This is a genomic window from Gilliamella sp. CG22 (genome assembly GCF_046635725.1).
In the GTDB taxonomy this organism is placed as follows: Bacteria; Pseudomonadota; Gammaproteobacteria; order Enterobacterales; family Orbaceae; genus Gilliamella; species Gilliamella apicola_I.
Genome location: NZ_JBIDFK010000003.1, coordinates 219,572 through 237,935, shown reverse-complemented (window position 1 = coordinate 237,935; position 18,364 = coordinate 219,572). Strand labels below are relative to the sequence as shown.

17 protein-coding genes and 1 tRNA gene are annotated in these 18,364 nt (G+C 37.5%); 8 read left to right on the top strand and 10 right to left on the bottom strand.

What is annotated here, in order from left to right; translation table 11 throughout:
- Positions 1–56: 56 nt before the first annotated feature.
- Positions 57–932: a methylenetetrahydrofolate reductase [NAD(P)H] gene (metF, locus tag ACGH46_RS04390; protein WP_267350199.1), complete on the top strand. Its 876-nt coding sequence runs from the start codon at positions 57–59 to the stop codon at positions 930–932.
- 37 nt (positions 933–969) lie between these two features.
- Here the strand turns inward: metF and ACGH46_RS04385 are convergent.
- The 3 genes from ACGH46_RS04385 to carA form a co-directional block, all read right to left on the bottom strand.
- Positions 970–1,046, bottom strand: a tRNA-Met gene (locus ACGH46_RS04385).
- A 387-nt stretch (positions 1,047–1,433) separates the two neighbouring features.
- Positions 1,434–4,649, bottom strand: a complete 3,216-nt coding sequence (gene carB, locus ACGH46_RS04380) for a carbamoyl-phosphate synthase large subunit (protein WP_411604339.1) — start codon at positions 4,647–4,649, stop codon at positions 1,434–1,436.
- 1 nt (position 4,650) lies between these two features.
- A complete protein-coding gene (carA, locus tag ACGH46_RS04375) occupies positions 4,651–5,811 on the bottom strand; it encodes a glutamine-hydrolyzing carbamoyl-phosphate synthase small subunit (RefSeq protein ID WP_411604336.1) in 1,161 nt (386 codons plus the stop codon).
- A 268-nt stretch (positions 5,812–6,079) separates the two neighbouring features.
- Between carA and argF the strand changes: the two genes are divergently transcribed.
- Together argF and ACGH46_RS04365 are read left to right on the top strand one after the other, a co-directional pair.
- Positions 6,080–7,090, top strand: coding sequence for an ornithine carbamoyltransferase (gene argF, locus ACGH46_RS04370; protein ID WP_411604333.1), 1,011 nt, complete (start codon positions 6,080–6,082; stop codon positions 7,088–7,090).
- A gap of 99 nt (positions 7,091–7,189) precedes the next feature.
- Positions 7,190–7,693 (top strand): phosphatidylglycerophosphatase A, encoded by a 504-nt coding sequence (locus ACGH46_RS04365; RefSeq protein WP_411604330.1) that lies wholly within the window; start codon positions 7,190–7,192, stop codon positions 7,691–7,693.
- A gap of 109 nt (positions 7,694–7,802) precedes the next feature.
- Here ACGH46_RS04365 and nadK read toward each other — a convergent pair whose 3' ends face one another.
- Positions 7,803–8,681, bottom strand: a complete 879-nt coding sequence (nadK, locus tag ACGH46_RS04360) for an NAD(+) kinase (RefSeq protein WP_220216258.1) — start codon at positions 8,679–8,681, stop codon at positions 7,803–7,805.
- A 157-nt stretch (positions 8,682–8,838) separates the two neighbouring features.
- Here nadK and grpE point away from each other — a divergent pair, with 157 nt between their 5' ends.
- Complete coding sequence (gene grpE / locus ACGH46_RS04355) at positions 8,839–9,423, top strand: nucleotide exchange factor GrpE (RefSeq protein ID WP_267350211.1); 585 nt, start codon at positions 8,839–8,841, stop codon at positions 9,421–9,423.
- A gap of 92 nt (positions 9,424–9,515) precedes the next feature.
- On the opposite strand, the gene mobB is transcribed toward grpE, so the two are convergent.
- Entirely contained in the window at positions 9,516–10,022 is a 507-nt protein-coding gene (gene mobB / locus ACGH46_RS04350) for a molybdopterin-guanine dinucleotide biosynthesis protein B (protein WP_411604327.1), read from the bottom strand.
- A gap of 85 nt (positions 10,023–10,107) precedes the next feature.
- Between mobB and ACGH46_RS04345 the strand changes: the two genes are divergently transcribed.
- Positions 10,108–11,136: a threonine aldolase family protein gene (locus ACGH46_RS04345; protein ID WP_411604325.1), complete on the top strand. Its 1,029-nt coding sequence runs from the start codon at positions 10,108–10,110 to the stop codon at positions 11,134–11,136.
- Between the two features lie 24 nt (positions 11,137–11,160).
- On the opposite strand, the gene mobA is transcribed toward ACGH46_RS04345, so the two are convergent.
- Positions 11,161–11,745, bottom strand: a complete 585-nt coding sequence (gene mobA, locus ACGH46_RS04340; protein WP_411604322.1) for a molybdenum cofactor guanylyltransferase MobA — start codon at positions 11,743–11,745, stop codon at positions 11,161–11,163.
- A 286-nt stretch (positions 11,746–12,031) separates the two neighbouring features.
- Here mobA and ACGH46_RS04335 point away from each other — a divergent pair, with 286 nt between their 5' ends.
- Both ACGH46_RS04335 and ACGH46_RS04330 read left to right on the top strand, forming a co-directional pair.
- Positions 12,032–12,298: a YihD family protein gene (locus tag ACGH46_RS04335; protein WP_065558498.1), complete on the top strand. Its 267-nt coding sequence runs from the start codon at positions 12,032–12,034 to the stop codon at positions 12,296–12,298.
- A gap of 16 nt (positions 12,299–12,314) precedes the next feature.
- Positions 12,315–13,016, top strand: a complete 702-nt coding sequence (locus ACGH46_RS04330; RefSeq protein WP_411604319.1) for a DsbA family protein — start codon at positions 12,315–12,317, stop codon at positions 13,014–13,016.
- 156 nt (positions 13,017–13,172) lie between these two features.
- Here the strand turns inward: ACGH46_RS04330 and ACGH46_RS04325 are convergent, their stop codons facing one another.
- Both ACGH46_RS04325 and ACGH46_RS04320 read right to left on the bottom strand, forming a co-directional pair.
- Positions 13,173–15,143 (bottom strand): MacB family efflux pump subunit, encoded by a 1,971-nt coding sequence (locus ACGH46_RS04325; RefSeq protein ID WP_411604317.1) that lies wholly within the window; start codon positions 15,141–15,143, stop codon positions 13,173–13,175.
- A 1-nt stretch (position 15,144) separates the two neighbouring features.
- Positions 15,145–16,341 carry an efflux RND transporter periplasmic adaptor subunit gene (locus ACGH46_RS04320; protein WP_220216263.1) on the bottom strand — a complete coding sequence of 399 codons (1,197 nt, stop codon included), beginning with the start codon at positions 16,339–16,341 and terminating at the stop codon, positions 15,145–15,147.
- 265 nt (positions 16,342–16,606) lie between these two features.
- On the opposite strand from ACGH46_RS04320, the gene ACGH46_RS04315 reads away from it, so the two are divergent.
- Positions 16,607–16,861: a YfhL family 4Fe-4S dicluster ferredoxin gene (locus ACGH46_RS04315; RefSeq protein ID WP_220216264.1), complete on the top strand. Its 255-nt coding sequence runs from the start codon at positions 16,607–16,609 to the stop codon at positions 16,859–16,861.
- Positions 16,862–16,865: 4 nt separating this feature from the next.
- Here ACGH46_RS04315 and ispH read toward each other — a convergent pair whose 3' ends face one another.
- Together ispH and lspA are read right to left on the bottom strand one after the other, a co-directional pair.
- Positions 16,866–17,813, bottom strand: coding sequence for a 4-hydroxy-3-methylbut-2-enyl diphosphate reductase (gene ispH / locus ACGH46_RS04310; RefSeq protein WP_065558502.1), 948 nt, complete (start codon positions 17,811–17,813; stop codon positions 16,866–16,868).
- 1 nt (position 17,814) lies between these two features.
- Complete coding sequence (gene lspA, locus ACGH46_RS04305) at positions 17,815–18,285, bottom strand: signal peptidase II (RefSeq protein ID WP_267358974.1); 471 nt, start codon at positions 18,283–18,285, stop codon at positions 17,815–17,817.
- Positions 18,286–18,364: the final 79 nt, after the last annotated feature.

Below are 18,364 nucleotides of genomic sequence, written 5' to 3'. Positions count from 1 at the left end.
TTGAGCGGCGGAAATGTCAGTAAGGACAATCGTTGGCACACGAATGGATGAAACAAATGAAAACAAATTTACTTTTTAATAAAAAAACGGTGTTCTCTTTTGAAGTGTTTCCACCTAAAAAAACGTCGCCTTTAGAGACTATCTATAGCACATTACGCGAACTTGGCTATTTTAAGCCTGATTTTATCAGTGTAACTTATGGGGCTGGTGGCAGTTTGAATGGCCAAACCACTATTGATATTGCCCACTCGGTCAAACACACTTATGGTATTGAAAGTGTCGCTCATTTACCCGGTATTAATTTTGATAAAGCAGAAATGCAAAAAATTCTTCATGATCTTAAATGTGCTGGTATTGATAATGTGCTTGCCTTACGAGGCGATATTAATCCTAATATTGCGCCTAAAGATGATTTTCGTTATGCCAGTGAATTGGTCTCATATATTAAAGAAAATGGGGATTTTAATGTAATAGGTGCTTGTTATCCGGAAGGGCATCTTGAAACCTCAACCCTAAAACAAGATTTGATACATTTAAAAGAAAAGGTCAATGCCGGAACGGATCAACTTATATCACAGCTCTTTTTTGATAATGACTATTTTTATACTTTTTTAGATAAAGCACATGATATGGGAATTAACGTACCGATAGAAGCAGGTATTATGCCGGTGACCAATAAAAACCAAATTGAGCGCATGGTATCGATGTGTGGGGTTAATCTTCCGAAGAAGTTTAAACAGATGATGGAAAAATATGAACATCATCCTGATGCATTCCGTGATGCAGGGATTGCTTATGCTATTGATCAGATTGTTGATCTTGTTTCACAAGATGTTGATGGTATCCATTTGTATACGATGAATAATAGCTATATTGCCAGAAGAATCAGTGAGGCAGTATCAACGTTACTTGCAGTACCTAAATCGGCATAATGTGTAACTAATAGAAAAAGCTGAAATATTGAAGAGTTGGTTGCGGGGGCTGGATTTGAACCAACGACCTTCGGGTTATGAGCCCGACGAGCTACCAAGCTGCTCCACCCCGCGTCAAAGAGGTCGCTATATTATAGTATTAAAATAATAAAGCAATACCTTTTTCGCGTAACTGCCCCATTTTTGAACACATTATCTATAAATAGACACTTTCTTTACTAAAATGTACGCCTTTTCTTAAATTTTTTAGACAAAAATCATTTTGTTTTTTGATTAAAAGCTAGGCTACTATTTATTGCATATTAGAGTAATTGTTATTTATTCAAGCAAGAAAGGAAAAAATGTCTAATCAATATCATGGATCATGTTTATGTGGAAAGGTTAAATTAACGCTACCATTTAAAAATACCCTTAATACTATATTTTAATAGTATTAAGGTTCTTGTTCTCAGCACATCTGTTAGCCACTATTTTTTTACAGGCTTACTTTTTACCCAATATTTATGCGTAAAGTGTTTGCAATGAAACAACATATTGTGCTGGATCGCAGTCTAATGCAACCGTTGTGGCATAAGCGGCGTTCATCGTTGTATCATAGTGAACTTTGTACTGTATTGCACTACGACGCAGAATTTTCGATGCTTCAATGGCTGCTCGCCCAGATGTAGTATTAAGAATATAGCTATATTCGCCATTTTTAATATGGTCATGAATATTCGGGCGTCCTTCGTTTTCTTTTTTGACCATTTGGCATGGTATGCCAGCTTGTTGTAATGCCTTAGCGGTGCCAAAAGTGGCATCAATACTAAACCCATGCGCAATGAGTCGTTTAGCGATCGCTACCAAGCGAGTTTTGTCTTGATCACGAACTGATAAGAGCGCTTTCCCCGATTTTTTCATATTCGATAAGCTACCTAGTTGCGCTTTAGCAAAAGCTTCGGCAAAGGTTTTACCGATTCCCATTACTTCACCAGTGGATCGCATTTCTGGCCCTAAAATTGGGTCAACGCCACTAAATTTATTAAATGGTAAAACCACTTCTTTTACTGAGTAATAAGGTGGAATAAGCTCACTGGTCATGTTTTGTTTAGCAAGTGTTTGACCTGTCATGACCCTAGCGGCAATTTTGGCAAGTGGCAGTCCTGTTGCTTTTGACACGAATGGCACGGTGCGAGCAGCTCGAGGGTTGATTTCAATCAAATAAATTTGATTATCTTTGACGGCAAATTGCCCATTCATCAAACCTTTAACATTAAGTTCCAAGGCTAACTGTTTGGCTTGTTTGCGCAATTTGTCTAAAATGTCCGGACTTAATGTATAAGTGGGTAATGAACAAGCGGAATCGCCTGAGTGAATACCGGCTTGCTCAATGTGCTCCATAATGCCGCCGATCATAATTTGTTCGCCGTCGGCAATCACATCAATATCAACTTCAATTGCGTCATCTAGAAAGTGATCAAGCAATACAGGCGCATTGTTAGATTCGCTGATAGCGGTTTTAAAATATCGCCTTAAATCGGATTCATTATAAACAATCTCCATTGCCCGACCGCCAAGCACGTAAGAGGGTCTGACCACTAATGGATAGCCAATTTGTTCGGCTTTAATGACGGCTTCTTCAATGTCAGTTACAGTAGCATTAACCGGCTGTTTCAACTTTAATTTTTCAACAATGGCTTGAAAGCGTTGACGATCTTCAGCCTGATCGATTGCATCAGGTGAAGTACCAATAATTGGTAATCCTGCTGCTTCCAGTGCTCGAGCCAATTTAAGTGGTGTTTGTCCACCGTATTGGACGATTACACCGTTTGGCTTTTCAACGTAGGCAATTTCTAGCACATCTTCCAATGTAACAGGCTCGAAATAGAGTCGATCTGAAATATCATAATCAGTTGATACCGTTTCAGGATTACAGTTAACCATAATGGTTTCATAACCATCTTCACGTAATGCTAGTGCTGCATGCACGCAACAGTAATCAAACTCAATACCTTGCCCAATCCGATTAGGTCCACCGCCTAATATCATAATTTTGGGGCGATGAAATTGTGGTTTGGCTTCGCACTCTTGTTCATAGGTTGAGTAAAGATAAGCCGTATCGGTTGAGAATTCTGCTGCACAAGTATCAACCCGTTTATAAACCGGATGAATATGGTATTGGTTTCGTCGATCACGAACGTCTTGCTCTTTAACATTCAGCAGTTTAGCGATTCGTAAATCTGAAAAACCTTTACGCTTAAGTTGCCGTAATGATTCTGAATTAAGGCTAGCGAATGATTGCGATTTTAGTTGGTTTTCAAGGCTGATAAGTTCTTCAATCTGCACTAAAAACCAGCGATCGATATTGGTTAATGTGAAAACGTCGTCTAAACTGAAACCGGCTCTAAAGGCATCAGCAATGTACCAAATTCGTTCAGAACCGGCTTCTTGTAGCTCATAACGTATTTTATTGAGGTTTTTTTCATCATCATAATTGTCAATTTTCGGATCAAAACCACACGCACCGACTTCAAGTCCTCGCAGTGCTTTTTGTAATGATTCTTGAAAAGTACGCCCAATCGCCATAACTTCGCCTACTGATTTCATTTGTGTGGTTAACCGATCATTACAACCGGCAAATTTTTCAAAGTTAAAACGTGGAATTTTAGTAACGACATAATCGATCGAAGGTTCAAATGATGCCGGTGTTCTACCGCCTGTAATATCATTGGCAAGTTCATCAAGGGTATAACCAACTGCCAGTTTGGCGGCGATTTTGGCGATAGGAAAACCAGTTGCTTTTGACGCTAATGCGGATGAGCGTGATACCCGTGGATTCATTTCAATGACAATCAAGCGTCCTGTTTTGGGATCGACCGAAAATTGAACATTTGATCCACCTGTTTCTACCCCAATTTCACGAAGTACTGCTATCGAGGCATTACGCATGATTTGATACTCTTTATCAGTCAAGGTTTGAGCAGGGGCAACAGTAATGGAATCGCCGGTATGAATGCCCATAGGGTCAACATTTTCAATTGAACAGACAATTATGCAGTTATCATTTTTATCTCGCACAACTTCCATTTCGTACTCTTTCCAACCGATCAATGACTCATCAATCAATAGTTCTTTCGTTGGTGATAAATCTAATCCTCGAGTACAAATTTCATCAAATTCTTGAGTATTATAAGCAATTCCACCACCGGTACCGCCCATCGTAAATGAAGGACGAATAATGCAAGGAAAGCCCACTTGTTCAAGTACGGTATAAGCTTCTGTCAGTGAATGGGCGATACCCGAACGAGCCGTATCAAGACCAATTTTTTTCATGGCTTGATCAAAACGTTTGCGATCTTCGGCTTTATCAATGGCGTCAGCAGTGGCACCGATCATCTCAACATTAAATTGTTTTAAAATACCGCGTTTTTCAAGTTCCAGAGCGCAGTTAAGGGCAGTTTGTCCTCCCATTGTGGGTAAAATCGCATCGGGTCTTTCTTGTTCGATAATTTTGCTCACCGTTGTCCAATGAATAGGTTCAACGTAGGTTGCATCTGCCAGTTCAGGATCGGTCATAATGGTGGCAGGATTAGAATTCACTAAAATAACCCGATAGCCTTCTTCACGTAGTGCTTTGCAGGCTTGTGCGCCTGAATAATCAAATTCACATGCTTGACCAATAACAATCGGGCCTGCGCCAATAATTAAAATAGTGTTGATGTCTGTTCGCTTAGCCATGTTATTGCTCCTGCTGGTAAAATTTAATTAACTCTATAAAGTGATCAAAAAGCGGGGCGGCATCATGTGGTCCAGGACTGGCTTCGGGATGTCCTTGAAAACTAAAAGCGGGTTTTTGATTATGATGAATACCTTGTAATGAGCCGTCGAATAGGGATTGATGCGTAACACGTAAGTGAGCCGGTAAACTGTGTTCATCAACGGCAAAACCATGATTTTGCGCGGTAATCATGACACGATCATGCTCAAGATCTTTAACCGGATGATTTCCACCATGGTGACCAAATTTCATTTTTATGGTTTTCGCACCACATGCTAGCGCTAACAGCTGATGTCCAAGACAGATGCCAAATATCGGAATATTGGTGGTTAAAAACTGCTTAATGGCATCTATGGCATACGTACACGGTGCTGGATCGCCAGGCCCATTAGATAAAAAGATACCATCAGGATGTAATGCTAAAACTTGTTCGGCACTCGTTTTAGCCGGCACAATGGTTAATTTGCAACCCCGTTCAACTAACATTCGTAAAATAGTTTGTTTAACACCAAAATCATAGGCAACAACATGATAGGGTAAAGCACTTTCAGGTTTTGGTGTTGGATGCTCATTTTGTCTTGTCCAAATGCCTTGCGTCCAACAATAACTTTTAGCACACGTTACTTCTTTAGCTAAATCAAGTCCGGTTAATCCTTTAAAATTGAGTGCTATTTGTTTGGTTGCTTCTGCATTTTCGAGTAAAGTCTGTTTATCTTTGCCCGTTACAATAACGCCATGTTGTGCGCCTTTTTCACGTAAAATACGGGTTAAACGGCGGGTATCAATATCGGCAATAGCAACAACATTGTGTTGTTTTAGATAACTGGAGAGATCTTTTTCACAGCGATAATTACTGGCTAATAGTGGCAAATCACGAATAATAAGTCCTTTTGCGTAAACTTGATTTGATTCAGCATCTGCATCATTAGTGCCCACATTACCAATATGTGGATAAGTTAAAGTAACTAATTGTTCACAGTAAGAGGGATCGGTCAATATTTCTTGATAGCCAGTCATTGAGGTATTAAAAACAACTTCGCCAACAGTTTGACCTTCAGCGCCGATAGATGTACCGATAAATTGTGAACCGTCTTGTAATATAAGGAGGGCATAAGTTTGCATGATTAAAAAGACCTTTAAGAATAAAAAATCATTATATATGAATAAAAATTCATTGCTATTAATCTTGATAAGATAATATTTAGCCATTTTATTACACTTTTTTATACAAAAAAAGCAATATTATTAAAATTAATTGAATAATAATGTCTCATTTTTGAGACTTGTAACGAATCACATAAATTATCAAAGATATTATTATGTTTAGCTTGAAAGTGAATAATTATTCAAATAGAATGGCGTGAATAATAATCTCGATTAGGAGCTTGTCATGCACGGTTTTTATCAGCGCCACTTTTTACGTTTACTCGATTTCACCCCAAGCGAAATTAATCAATTAATCGATCTTTCTATTCAATTAAAGCACGCTAAGCAACAAGGCACTGAAAAAAAACATCTGGTGGGTAAAAATATTGCCTTAATTTTCGAAAAAGACTCAACCCGTACGCGCTGTGCTTTTGAAGTGGGCGCATTTGATCAGGGTGCCCAAGTGACCTATTTAGGTCCAAGTGGGAGCCAAATAGGCCATAAAGAATCTATTGCAGATACTGCCCGTGTATTAGGACGGATGTATGACGGTATTGAGTATCGAGGTTATGGACAAGATATTGTCGAAACCTTAGCGAAGTATGCCGGTGTCCCTGTGTGGAATGGATTAACCACCGAGGCACACCCTACACAGATTTTAGCTGACTTTATGACCATGAAAGAACATATCGGCAATCGGGCATTAAGCAGTGTCAAATTCGCCTATCTAGGTGATGCGCGTAATAATATGGGGAATTCGTTGATGGAAGGCGCAGCTTTAATGGGTATGGAGATTCGTTTAGTGGCGCCTAAAGCGTGCCAACCCGAATCGGAACTGGTCGAACAGTGCCAAGATATAGCAAAAACGACAGGGGCTAAAATCATTTTAACAGATGATGTCGCTGACGGTGTAAATGGCGTTGATTTTCTCTATACCGATGTGTGGGTTTCCATGGGAGAACCTAAAGACGTTTGGGATGAACGGGTCAAACTGTTAGCGCCTTATCAAATTAATCAAAATGTGATTAATCTTACTCATAATCCCGATGTGAAATTTATGCACTGTTTGCCCGCTTTTCACGATATGAATACCACCGTCGGCAAGCAAATGGCAGCGCAATATGGTTTAACAGATGGTTTAGAAGTGACTAACGATGTATTTGAATCTCGACACAGTATTGTTTTTGATGAAGCAGAAAATCGTTTACATACCATTAAAGCCGTAATGGTTGCAACGTTAACCAAAGACGAATAATATAATACTCATCAATAAAAATGCTAATTAACTATCAGCATTTTGCTATGTGTTTGCCGACGTTAAGTCGGCATCATTTTATCAAATTTAAAAGCAAACATGACAAAACAAGCACGTAATAAAGATTTTAAAAAACACTTAAAACTTACTAATCCGATCCATTTTTTAGCGGTGGGATTAGGAAGTGGCTTATCCCCAATTATGCCTGGCACAATGGGGTCATTAATGGCGATTCCGCTGTGGTTGTTATTTAACGAGTTACAACCGATTTTATATTGGATCTTTATTATTGTGACATTTATGTTTGGCTGTTTTCTTTGTCAAAAGACATCAGATGATACACATACACATGACTCAGGGCATATCGTTTGGGATGAATTTGTTGGTATGTGGATAACGCTATTTTTTATCCCACAATATTCATTACTATGGATTGCGATTGCTTTTGTTGCTTTTCGAGTATTTGATATGGCAAAACCTTGGCCTATTCGTTGGTTTGATAAGCGTGTGCCCGGTGGTTTTGGTATTATGGTGGATGATGTGATTGCAGCGATTTTTTCATCCCTGACTGTTTATGTGTTGGCTTATGTGATTCCCTACTGATTTAAAATAACAGCATTTTTACCTTCCTGGTATGCTCGCAGGTTAAAATGATTACCTGCGAGCCATAATCGATAATGATTTTCTGTCTAAAAGTGGTTAGCTAAATGATTTAATACATTTTTTGTGACCAACCCAATTTACTGGAAAGGTTATTAAAATAATCATAATCTTTAGAATGAATTAAATTAAATTCATATCCAGAACGTCGAATAATAACATCATAGCTTGGTTTGACCGGTAAAATAATTTGGCTATCGCAAGCAATATTCAAATCTAATGCAGTGGTTGGAAACTTAAGATGGATAGGGTTATCACTTTTGATGACTAATGGCCTTACCGCCAATGAGTGTGGAAACATTGGTGTAATAATGAGTGCATCTAAGTGAGGCGCTAAAATTGGTCCACCAGCAGACAAGGAGTAGGCGGTAGAGCCGGTTGGGGTTGCAATAATTAAACCATCCGCACGCTGTGAGAATGCATTGCGTTCATTGATATACACATCGTAATCAATCATATGCGCAACCGTGTTGGGCGTAACGACAATTTCATTAACGGCAAAACCGGAATTGATGAGATTGCCATTATCATAAATTGAAACTTCAAGTAAAAAGCGAGGGTCATCGTCATATTCTCCGGCAATAACTGGACTTAACTGTTCCACGACTTGCTCATGCGAAATGTCGGTTAAAAAGCCCAAATTACCCCGATTCACGCCGATTACTCTAATTTTATAGTGTGATAAATAGCGAGCCGAACGCAACATATTGCCATCGCCACCAACAACAATAGCCAGATCAGCTTGTTCTCCAATCGTATCCAAATTGGCATAGACATTGGCTGGAAATTTAATAAATTCCGCTAATCGGTCTTCAACTAAAACACGAATACCTAATTTGATTAACCAATCATAAAGCACTCTGTGGGTTTCGATAGCGTCTAATTTGCGTGGAATGCCAACTAAACCAATACATTTAAATGGTGCACCCATAAAATATCCTTGTCATTTTTTTATTTAAGTATCATTGATTTTTTTAATTAAAAATAAAAAAATATATATTAACCTATAGAGATAACCTTGCAATAACAAAAATCGTCCCCATAATAACCTTAATTCACTAAGTTTTCGACTATATTTGGAGTACCTTATGACAGAGCAAGACAAGAACATGTCAGAAAATGAACCTAACATTGATGTAGCGGTAGAAGAACCAAAAGAATCAGAAGCGCCAGCTGAACCGAATTACGAGGAGCAATTAAAAGCGAAAAATGCACGTATTGCTGAATTAGAACAGGCATTACAAATTGCTAAAAAAAATGAGAGTGAGGCGATGATTCGTGCCCGTGCTGAGATTGATAATGTTCGTAAACGTGTTGAACAAGACGTTGATAAAGCACGAAAATTTGCGTTAGAAAAATTTTCGAATGAACTGTTGCCAGTTATCGATAATTTAGAGCGAGCTTTAGAATCTACCGATAAAAATAATCCTGAACATCAAGCAACTGTTGAAGGATTAGAGCTTACCTTAAAATCATTTTTAGATACCGTCAAAAAGTTTGGGATTGAAGTGATTAACACAGTAGATTCACAATTAAATCCTGATGTTCACCAAGCGATTAGCATGGTTGAATCGCCAGATCATCAATCAGGTCAAATCGTCAATACCATTCAAAAAGGTTATACCTTAAATGGTCGTTTAATTCGTCCGGCAATGGTGATTGTTGCGAAATAAATAAGCGATTATGTTGAAATAAAAGGGAAATGAAGTATTTCCCTTTTTTGTTTCGGTTTGTTTAAAAGATAGGTTAATACACCCTTTATTTTTTATTTATGCTGTTTTGGCAATGATAAATATCCTTTTATAAACTCAACGATTGGATCGGCTTGATTGATATCAAATACTGGTAGATGACTCTCTAATGGCTCATCACTGGCGATGGCTAGGGTATATTCGTCAATATACAATTCAGATTGATTTGTATGCCGATGACAAATAATTTTAGGTATTTTTTCTTCTTTAAATCCTTCAATCAAAACGATATCGACATGGCTAAATTGGTTAATCAGTGTCGATAAATCGACAGGATTGTTTGGGGTCTCTTCAATAAATGCATAGCGGTTATCACAAGCAATAATGGTTTGTAAAGAACCGGCTTTTCGCAGTTCATAACTATCTTTTCCGGGAATATCTAGTTCAATATTATGATGCGCATGCTTTAACGAGCCAATGCGAAAACCCTGTTCGACCAATAAAGGAATTATTTTTTTGAGTAGGGTCGTTTTACCACTGCCACTATAGCCACTAATTCCAATCATTTTTGTATTGTTCATAGACTCTCTGCTTTATCGTGTTATATTGAAGATGCGATTAATATAACATCATATTAAAAAATGAAGGCGGAATAAAGGTAATGATATGTATGATTTTTTGAATGATTATAACCAAACAGTGCATCCAAGCTTGTTAAAAAGCTTTGTTGAAACGACCAATAAAAAGTTAAGTGGCTATGGTTTAGATGAGTGCTGTCATCAAGCTAAAGAAAATATCAAAAAGCGTCTAAAATCGCCGAAGGCAGATATACATTTTATGCCAGGTGGAACTATCACGAATTTAACAGTTATTTCACATATTTTAAAACCTTATCAAGCGGTTATTGCGACCGAAAGTGGACATATTAATGTGCATGAAACAGGGGCGATTGAAGCAACAGGACATAAAGTATTAACGGTGAAAAGCCAAGATGGAAAATTGACGCCTGAATTGCTAAAACCCGTTTTGGCACATCATCGTGATGAACATATGGTACAACCTAAATTAGTGTATATTTCAAACACCACCGAACTTGGTACTATTTATAGTAAGCAAGAGCTTAAAAAGCTATATCAATTTTGTCAAAATAATCAACTTTATCTGTATTTAGATGGTGCACGTCTGGCAATGGCATTAGCCGCAAAAGATAATGATCTAACCTTTCCGGATTTAGCTAAATATACCGATGTTTTTTATATAGGTGGCACGAAAGTGGGGGCATTTGCGGGTGAAGCATTGGTGTTTAATAACCTGACGATTAACCAAGATTTTCGATTTAGTATGAAGCAAAAAGGCGCAATTTTAGCTAAAAGTTGGATTGTTGCCGTACAGATGAATGCGTTGATGCAAAACAACTTGTATATCAAACTGGGTAAGCATAGTAATTATATGGCAGATAAACTGCAAACACTGTTTGAAAATGCTGGATTTTCATTCTTAAGTAAACCACAAAGCAATCAATTATTTGTTAGTGTGCCAAAACGATTAGCCAAGAAAATCCTTGCACATTATTCGGTCGATAATCTTGGGGCAATTGATGAGGCGCATATCGGGTTACGTTTTTGTACTTCTTGGGCAACACAGGATGTTGAAATAGACGATTTTGCTAAACACTTAACAAAATGGAATAAATAGCAGTTTAATCTAAAAATAAGAGATTTATTTTTTTGATTGAGTGAGTTGCTCAAGTATCTCAGGGGTATTAATATTGGTAAAACATGATGGTTTATCACTAAAATCGACAGCATAAGCATTGATTTGTTGTAAAAATAACATCAATTTACGTTCACCTTGTGCCAAATAAGCTTTAAGTGGGGTAATGATGGTTTTATGAATCAATAAAATGGTTGGATGATGATACCGCCCGTCAAAGGGATAAATAGCGTAATTTGTCGTGGTGTGTTGGGTTAAACGAAAGATTAAATCGTCAGGTAAAAAAGGCGTATCACAACTGACAAATAAGTTCCAGTCGGTAGTGCTACGTAATAATCCACTGTAAATGCCGGAAAGGGGGCCATGATAACCCGCTAAATCATCAATGAAGGTAGGATAGCCTGCCTTTTGATATTGATTTAGATTGCGATTACAGTTAATCATGATGAAATCTGTTTGTGATTCAATACGATCAATGACATGTTGATAAAACGGTTTACCATTTAGCTGTAATAATCCTTTATCGTTACCATTCATTCGGGTACTTTTTCCGCCAGCTAAGATAATTGTTGTAATAGGTAGTTTGCCCATAAAATGTCTCTGTTTCACATTGCGAAAAATCTAAATAGCATTACTATATAGCAAAATTAATTTAAGTTATAAGGGAAAATAGACTTATCACAATTATTTCATAAACATTAAATGGTATTGAAAGATAAGTCGATACCTATGACTTTTAACGTGTCGTTTGTATTTAGTAAAAAGAATCGCTACTATTGTTTATGTTTCTGTGACAGAATTTATAGCGTTAAATATTTAACATTAATTTTATCTCATCATCTTCAATTAATTTGAAGTATACAAAAAGGTATGAATTATGAAATGTCATCGTATTGATGAATTAATGGAGTTATTACAGGCAGCCTGGGAAAAAGACTCAGATCTGAATCTGTTACAATTTCTTGCACAATTAGGGCAAGAAGCAGGTTTTGAAGGCGACTTAAAAGAGTTAAGTGATGAGGTTCTGATTTATCATTTAAAAATGCGTGACGCTGATAAAAATGAAGCTATCCCCGGCCTGAAAAAAGATTATGAAGATGATTTTAAAAGTGCCTTGTTAAAAGCGCGTGGCATTATTAAATAATAAGGAGAATTGACTAATGAAAAAGACGTTTATTGCTTTGGGAGTATTACTTTTTTCGGTAAATAGTTTTGCAGAGCAAGCCCCCGCAAGTATTGACTCTAAGGAAGATCAAACACCGACTATTACGGCACCATTAGCACCGATTGAAAAAGGTGTTCAGTATGTTGTACTACCGACTAATCCATCACCAGACAAAGAAGTGATTGAGTTTTTTTCATTTAATTGTCCTAGTTGCTACCGATTTGAAACAAAATATCATGGTGCACAACTTATCAGCAAGGATTTACCAGAAGGGGTAAAATTTAAACGTTATCATTTAGAGGATTTTGGGCCACTTGCCAAGGAACTTGCTCAAGCATGGGCGATAGCGAATGTACTTGGTATTCAAGATAAAGCTTCAGACGCTTTTTATCAGGCAATACAAGAAGAGCGTAGCATAAAAACTGCTGAAGACATCAAAGCGGTATTTTTAACGTTAGGTGTGGATAGTAAAACGTTTGATGAAACGAAAGACAATTTTTTGGTTAAAGCTTTTATGGCACAACAAACCGATGCCATTAAAGAATTGAAACCAAACTCAATACCTTCTGTTATCGTTAATCGCAAGTTTTATGTCAATTCCAAAGGACTTAATATATCTGATGAACAAGCATTTATTAATGATTATTTAAGAGTGACTTCGTTCTTAGTCGGCTTAGATCCGAAATCCAAAAATTAAGCGAGTGTCATTGATTAAAACATCTGTTTTGAGTGCGATAAATTGTCATAGTATTTGAATGTAACATGATGACAATTTTTAAGGTTGTTATTTTAAATCCCTTTGCAATATCATGATTGCAGAGGGATTTTAATTTTTGGTGAGGTTTTAAAAACGTTATTCTCGTTCTAAAGCATAAATCGGATCAAGTTTGGCGGCTCGTTTAGCTGGAAAATAACCAAAAATTATGCCAATGACACTTGAACAACTAAAGGCAGCGATAATTGAAATGATGGAAAAACGCATCGCAAAGGATGTGACAACATAATTGAAAATCCCACCAACCACAAATGATAATAAGATGCCTAATGTACCACCGATAAGACATACTAATACCGCTTCGATTAAAAACTGTTGCAGTATATCACTTGAACGTGCACCCACTGCCATGCGTACGCCAATTTCTCGTGTTCTTTCAGTGACAGAGACCAACATGATATTCATAACACCAATCCCCCCCACTAACAGTGAGATAAATGCAATGGTCGAAATTAATAATGTTAATACCCAAGCTGAGGAGTTAACGGTGTCACGAATGCTATCTGAATTAAAAATAAAAAAGTCTTTAACACCATGCCGTTGTATCATGATTTTATTAATCGCTTGTTCTGCAATCGATAAATCAACATTATCATTGACCCGAACCGTTATACTTCTTAACGAGGTTTGTCCCACCATGCGATTAATGACTGTGGTGTAAGGAAGCCAGATGTTAAGGCTTTCATTATTACCAAAACCTTGTTGTTGTTTTGTGGCAACGCCAATTATTCGTACCGGTAATTGACCCACCATCAGAATTTTGCCGATTGGATTTTCATTCTTAAATAGCTGTTTAACGGTATTTTCATCGATAACGGCATCTTGTGCTGACGAAGCAACACTGGTCTGATCAAACGCAATACCTTGGGTAATGTTATAGCCACGAACGGCAAAAAATTGCTCTCCCACACCATTTACAGTCCCCGTTACAGCCAAATTTTTAACCCGAAAATAGACTGATGTTGCCAGATTTGGGGTCGTGCTATGTACAAAACTTTGTTTTGCTAAAAAGTCGGCGTCGGATGAGCGTAAGGTGGTAATTTTATCTGCGTTGCGATCCCCAAATCCGCTTCCGGGATAAATTTCGAGTGTGCTTGTCCCTAACGAATTTATATTCGATAATATTTTTTGTTTTGTGCCTTCGCCTAAGGCAACCATTGAAACCACCGAGGCAATACCAATGATAATACCAAGCATGGTAAGAAAAGTTCGTAATCGTTGAGAAAGCATCGACAATATTGCCATATTAAAGGCATCTCGAAAACGATTATACTTAGCTTGAAAGTTGTCTTGGGTTTTAGTCGTTTCGATCTGTTTGACTTGGCGATGATCCTCTTCTTCTGCGTGATAGTTAGGATTGATTGAGTCAGAGATAATATTTCCGTCACTGATTTCAATAATCCGTTCTGCACTTTGGGCAATATTGCTATCATGTGTCACAATAATGACGGTATGCCCTTGTTTATGAAGTTCTCGCAAGATAGCCATGACTTCTAAGCCGCTTTTACGGTCAAGTGCGCCCGTCGGTTCATCTGCTAAAATAACTTGTCCGCCGTTTATTAAGGCTCGAGCAATACTGACACGCTGTTGTTGACCGCCAGATAATTGACTGGGTTTATTATTAATCTTATCTTCAAGCCCTAAACGGGTTAATATTTCAATAGCTCGTTTTTTCCGTTGTTCATTGGTGATTCCGGCATAAATAGCAGGGATTTCAACATTACCTTGTGCCGTTAAGGCGTTTAGCAAATGATAACGTTGAAAGATAAAACCAAAGTGTTCACGACGTAATTCAGCTAATTCATCAGGTGATAATTGATTGGTGGTTCGTCCTCCAATGGTATAGACGCCAGAGCTTGGTTTATCTAAACAACCTAAAATATTCATTAATGTTGATTTGCCCGAACCAGACGCACCAATAATGGCAACCATTTCGCCAGCATTAATCGTTAGATTGATGCTTTTAAGCACTTGTATGGTTGAATCGCCAGCTGGAAATTCACGAACAATGTTTTCAAGTTTGATCAGCGGATTATTAGTGTTTGTCATATCAGAATCTTATCCTCGGCGTGCGTCCATTAGGATTGAATAATGCGCCATTGTCACTACCAATAATGACGACTTCCCCTTCTTTAAGTCCGGATTTGATTTCCACATTAATATTATTATTAATACCTAAACTGACTTCTCGTTCTTCAGCATTATTTTGTTGGTTAAGTACATAGACAATTGCTTTATTATCTGCCAAATTTTTTTGGATTGCTTGAGATGGGATTGCCAATACATCTTTTGCTTCAGATAAAACAATATAAACTTGGGCTGTCATCGAAATTCGTAAAATATGATCAGGATTATCAACATCGAATAATCCATTATAGTAAATTGCTGTTTTGGTGGTGGATGACGAAGAACTTAAACTTGATGAACTTTCCGTATTAATCGAATCTGGCGCAGGTTCAATGGCGCGTAATGTTAAACCGTCAAAACGTCTATTAGGTTCGCCTAATATGGTGAAATAGACGGGCATTCCTTTTTTTACATTAATGACATCCGCTTCTGAAATTTGTGCTTCAACGGTCATCTTATCTAATTGTGCAACTTTCACAATGGTTGGTGCACTTTGCACAGAGTTAACGGTTTGACCTTGATCAACGGGTATGGCGACAATCACGCCATCAATAGGTGATCGTATTTTGGTATAACCAAGATTCACTTTGGCTGTATCAACAGCGACTTGTGCACTGATGATATTTGCATCTAAGGCAGCGATATCGGCTTTGATTGCATCGAGATCGGCTTTGGCTGAATCTAAATCGGATTGAACGCCGACCCCTTTATTGACGAGTTTTAATTGGCGATTATAAGTCAGTTGGTAATTAATTAAGTTGGCTTGTTTTGATTTACGTTGTGCTTCAAGGCTACTAAGCGAAGCTTCGGCTTGTTTCAAATCATTGCTTTGTTTTAAGTCATCAATTTCAGCAATCATGTCTCCTTGTTTAACTTGATCACCTAATTCAACATATAACTTTTTGATCTGACCCGAAACCTGCGCACCCACGCTGACTTGCTTGAAGGCGCTAATTGTTCCATCAGCCAGTACCGTTTTTTCAATATTAACTTTAGTCACGGGTGAGGTAATATAATTCACTGGCGATTGTGACGGAAAAACGATCAGCTTGATAATATAGAGAAGCACAAACAGAAAAATAGCAATCACTATATTTTTGAATTTAATTAACTTTAACAATATCTTTTCATCCTTTTATTCTATTCTTTAATCGTTTTAGCATTGTAGCGTAATAATATAAATGTTATTGATAACTATTCTTAATAAATTGTAATTATTATGAAAATAATACAGGCTAAATTATCTAATTTATATTGAAATATTTCAATAAATTCAAACTTATTTGGTCTATCACGAACATGATAGCTGTATTCTTTTTTAGAAATTAGGAAGGATTGCGCTATAATGGCGCAAATTTTTTGGAGATGATAAAGTTAATTGAGCAATGGCATTAAAAATAACCAGTAAATGTATTAATTGTGATATGTGTGAGCCTGAATGTCCTAACGAGGCTATCTCTATGGGGTTTGATACTTATGAAATCGATCCCAACAAATGTACTGAATGTGTCGGTTATTATGATCATTCAACTTGTCAGCGTGTTTGCCCCATTCAAAATGCTATTATTGCTGATCCTGAGCATATCGAGACCCATGATCAGCTATTGGCAAAATTTGAGCAACTAAAACACACAAATTAACCCGTTAGTTTGCTTTTACTTCAATACGCAATTCTTTAGGAATTTCAAAGGTAATATTTTCTAAAATTCCGTCTGTTTCGATCAGTGATGTGCAACCCAAACTTTTCAAATGTTCAATAACCTGTTGCACTAAAATATCGGGCGCAGATGCGCCTGCTGTTACGCCCACCGTGCGAGCATTAGTTAACCATTCTTGTTCAATATCGGTGGCATAATCAATCAAATAGGCATTTTTACTGTTGCGTCTGGCAAGTTCAGCTAATCGGTTGGAATTGGATGAATTTTTTGAACCGACGACAAGTATCACATCTGCTTGGGATGAAAGTTGTTTTACGGCTTGTTGTCGATTGGTTGTGGCATAACAAATATCATTTTTACGCGGGCTACGGATTTTAGGAAATCGTACTTTTAAGGCAGCAATGATTTCCGCCGTATCTTCCACTGATAAGGTTGTTTGAGTGGTAAAGCATAGGTGATCTTCGTTTTTGACTTGTAATGTTTGAACATCATTTATCGATTCAATCAAATAAATACCACCATTAGGATTATTGTATTGACCTAATGTACCATCCACTTCAATATGCCCGGCATGACCGATTAAGACCACTTCTTCACCACGATAACTGGATCTTGCCACTTCCATATGAACTTTAGTCACTAATGGGCAAGTTGCATCAAAGATACGAAGTTTTCGTTTTTTTGCTTCTTCACGCACCGCTTTAGATACACCATGCGCAGAAAAGATAAGAATACTATCGTCAGGGACTTCGTCAATTTGTTCAATAAAAATTGCGCCTAGCTCTTTCAAGTTGTTAACCACATAGCGGTTATGCACCACTTCATGGCGAACATAAACAGGTGCGCCAAAGAGTTCAAGTGCGCGTTCAACGATCGTGATAGCTCGATCAACACCAGCACAAAAACCTCGAGGGTTAGCTAAAATAATTTGCATGTTATTCGGTCTTTTGGGGTTTTTTATAACTGCTTAAAATAAATAATCCAATACCGATACAAATCGCACAATCAGCAATATTAAAGGTTGGGTAGTGCCAGCTACCGAAATTTACATCTAGAAAATCAACCACAAATCCATGATAAAGGCGGTCAAATAGGTTGCCTAGAGCACCACCTAATATAAGTGATAGTGAAAAATTTTCTAATTTTTGCTGTCGTTTGTTACGATAAAGCATATACACAATGGCACCACTAATGAGTAAAGCAACGGCTGCAAGCATCCAACGTTGACCTTCAAAAATACTAAATGCAGCGCCAATATTTTGTACATAAGTAATCGAGAAGAAAGGCAACACGTTGATTGATTCATAAAGGTTGAATTTAGTTAGGATCCAAAATTTACTAGCAATATCAACAAAGAACACAATTGTGCTAATAATTAACCAGTAAAGTCCATTCTCTTTTTTCATAAAGTTCATGCTCATGATGATATTTCGCCGACTGTTGTCGGCGCTTAATGTAATAAGTGGCTATAAGCTATTGTCTTAT

What these genes read in the sequence shown, in the direction of transcription:
- metF (WP_267350199.1), top strand. Translation starts at nt 57, where the DNA reads ATGAAAACAAATTTACTTTTTAATAAAAAAACGGTGTTCTCTTTTGAA.
- carB (WP_411604339.1), bottom strand. Translation starts at nt 4,649, where the DNA reads ATGGCTAAGCGAACAGACATCAACACTATTTTAATTATTGGCGCAGGC.
- carA (WP_411604336.1), bottom strand. Translation starts at nt 5,811, where the DNA reads ATGCAAACTTATGCCCTCCTTATATTACAAGACGGTTCACAATTTATC.
- argF (WP_411604333.1), top strand. Translation starts at nt 6,080, where the DNA reads ATGCACGGTTTTTATCAGCGCCACTTTTTACGTTTACTCGATTTCACC.
- ACGH46_RS04365 (WP_411604330.1), top strand. Translation starts at nt 7,190, where the DNA reads ATGACAAAACAAGCACGTAATAAAGATTTTAAAAAACACTTAAAACTT.
- nadK (WP_220216258.1), bottom strand. Translation starts at nt 8,681, where the DNA reads ATGGGTGCACCATTTAAATGTATTGGTTTAGTTGGCATTCCACGCAAA.
- grpE (WP_267350211.1), top strand. Translation starts at nt 8,839, where the DNA reads ATGACAGAGCAAGACAAGAACATGTCAGAAAATGAACCTAACATTGAT.
- mobB (WP_411604327.1), bottom strand. Translation starts at nt 10,022, where the DNA reads ATGAACAATACAAAAATGATTGGAATTAGTGGCTATAGTGGCAGTGGT.
- ACGH46_RS04345 (WP_411604325.1), top strand. Translation starts at nt 10,108, where the DNA reads ATGTATGATTTTTTGAATGATTATAACCAAACAGTGCATCCAAGCTTG.
- mobA (WP_411604322.1), bottom strand. Translation starts at nt 11,745, where the DNA reads ATGGGCAAACTACCTATTACAACAATTATCTTAGCTGGCGGAAAAAGT.
- ACGH46_RS04335 (WP_065558498.1), top strand. Translation starts at nt 12,032, where the DNA reads ATGAAATGTCATCGTATTGATGAATTAATGGAGTTATTACAGGCAGCC.
- ACGH46_RS04330 (WP_411604319.1), top strand. Translation starts at nt 12,315, where the DNA reads ATGAAAAAGACGTTTATTGCTTTGGGAGTATTACTTTTTTCGGTAAAT.
- ACGH46_RS04325 (WP_411604317.1), bottom strand. Translation starts at nt 15,143, where the DNA reads ATGACAAACACTAATAATCCGCTGATCAAACTTGAAAACATTGTTCGT.
- ACGH46_RS04315 (WP_220216264.1), top strand. Translation starts at nt 16,607, where the DNA reads ATGGCATTAAAAATAACCAGTAAATGTATTAATTGTGATATGTGTGAG.
- ispH (WP_065558502.1), bottom strand. Translation starts at nt 17,813, where the DNA reads ATGCAAATTATTTTAGCTAACCCTCGAGGTTTTTGTGCTGGTGTTGAT.
- lspA (WP_267358974.1), bottom strand. Translation starts at nt 18,285, where the DNA reads ATGAAAAAAGAGAATGGACTTTACTGGTTAATTATTAGCACAATTGTG.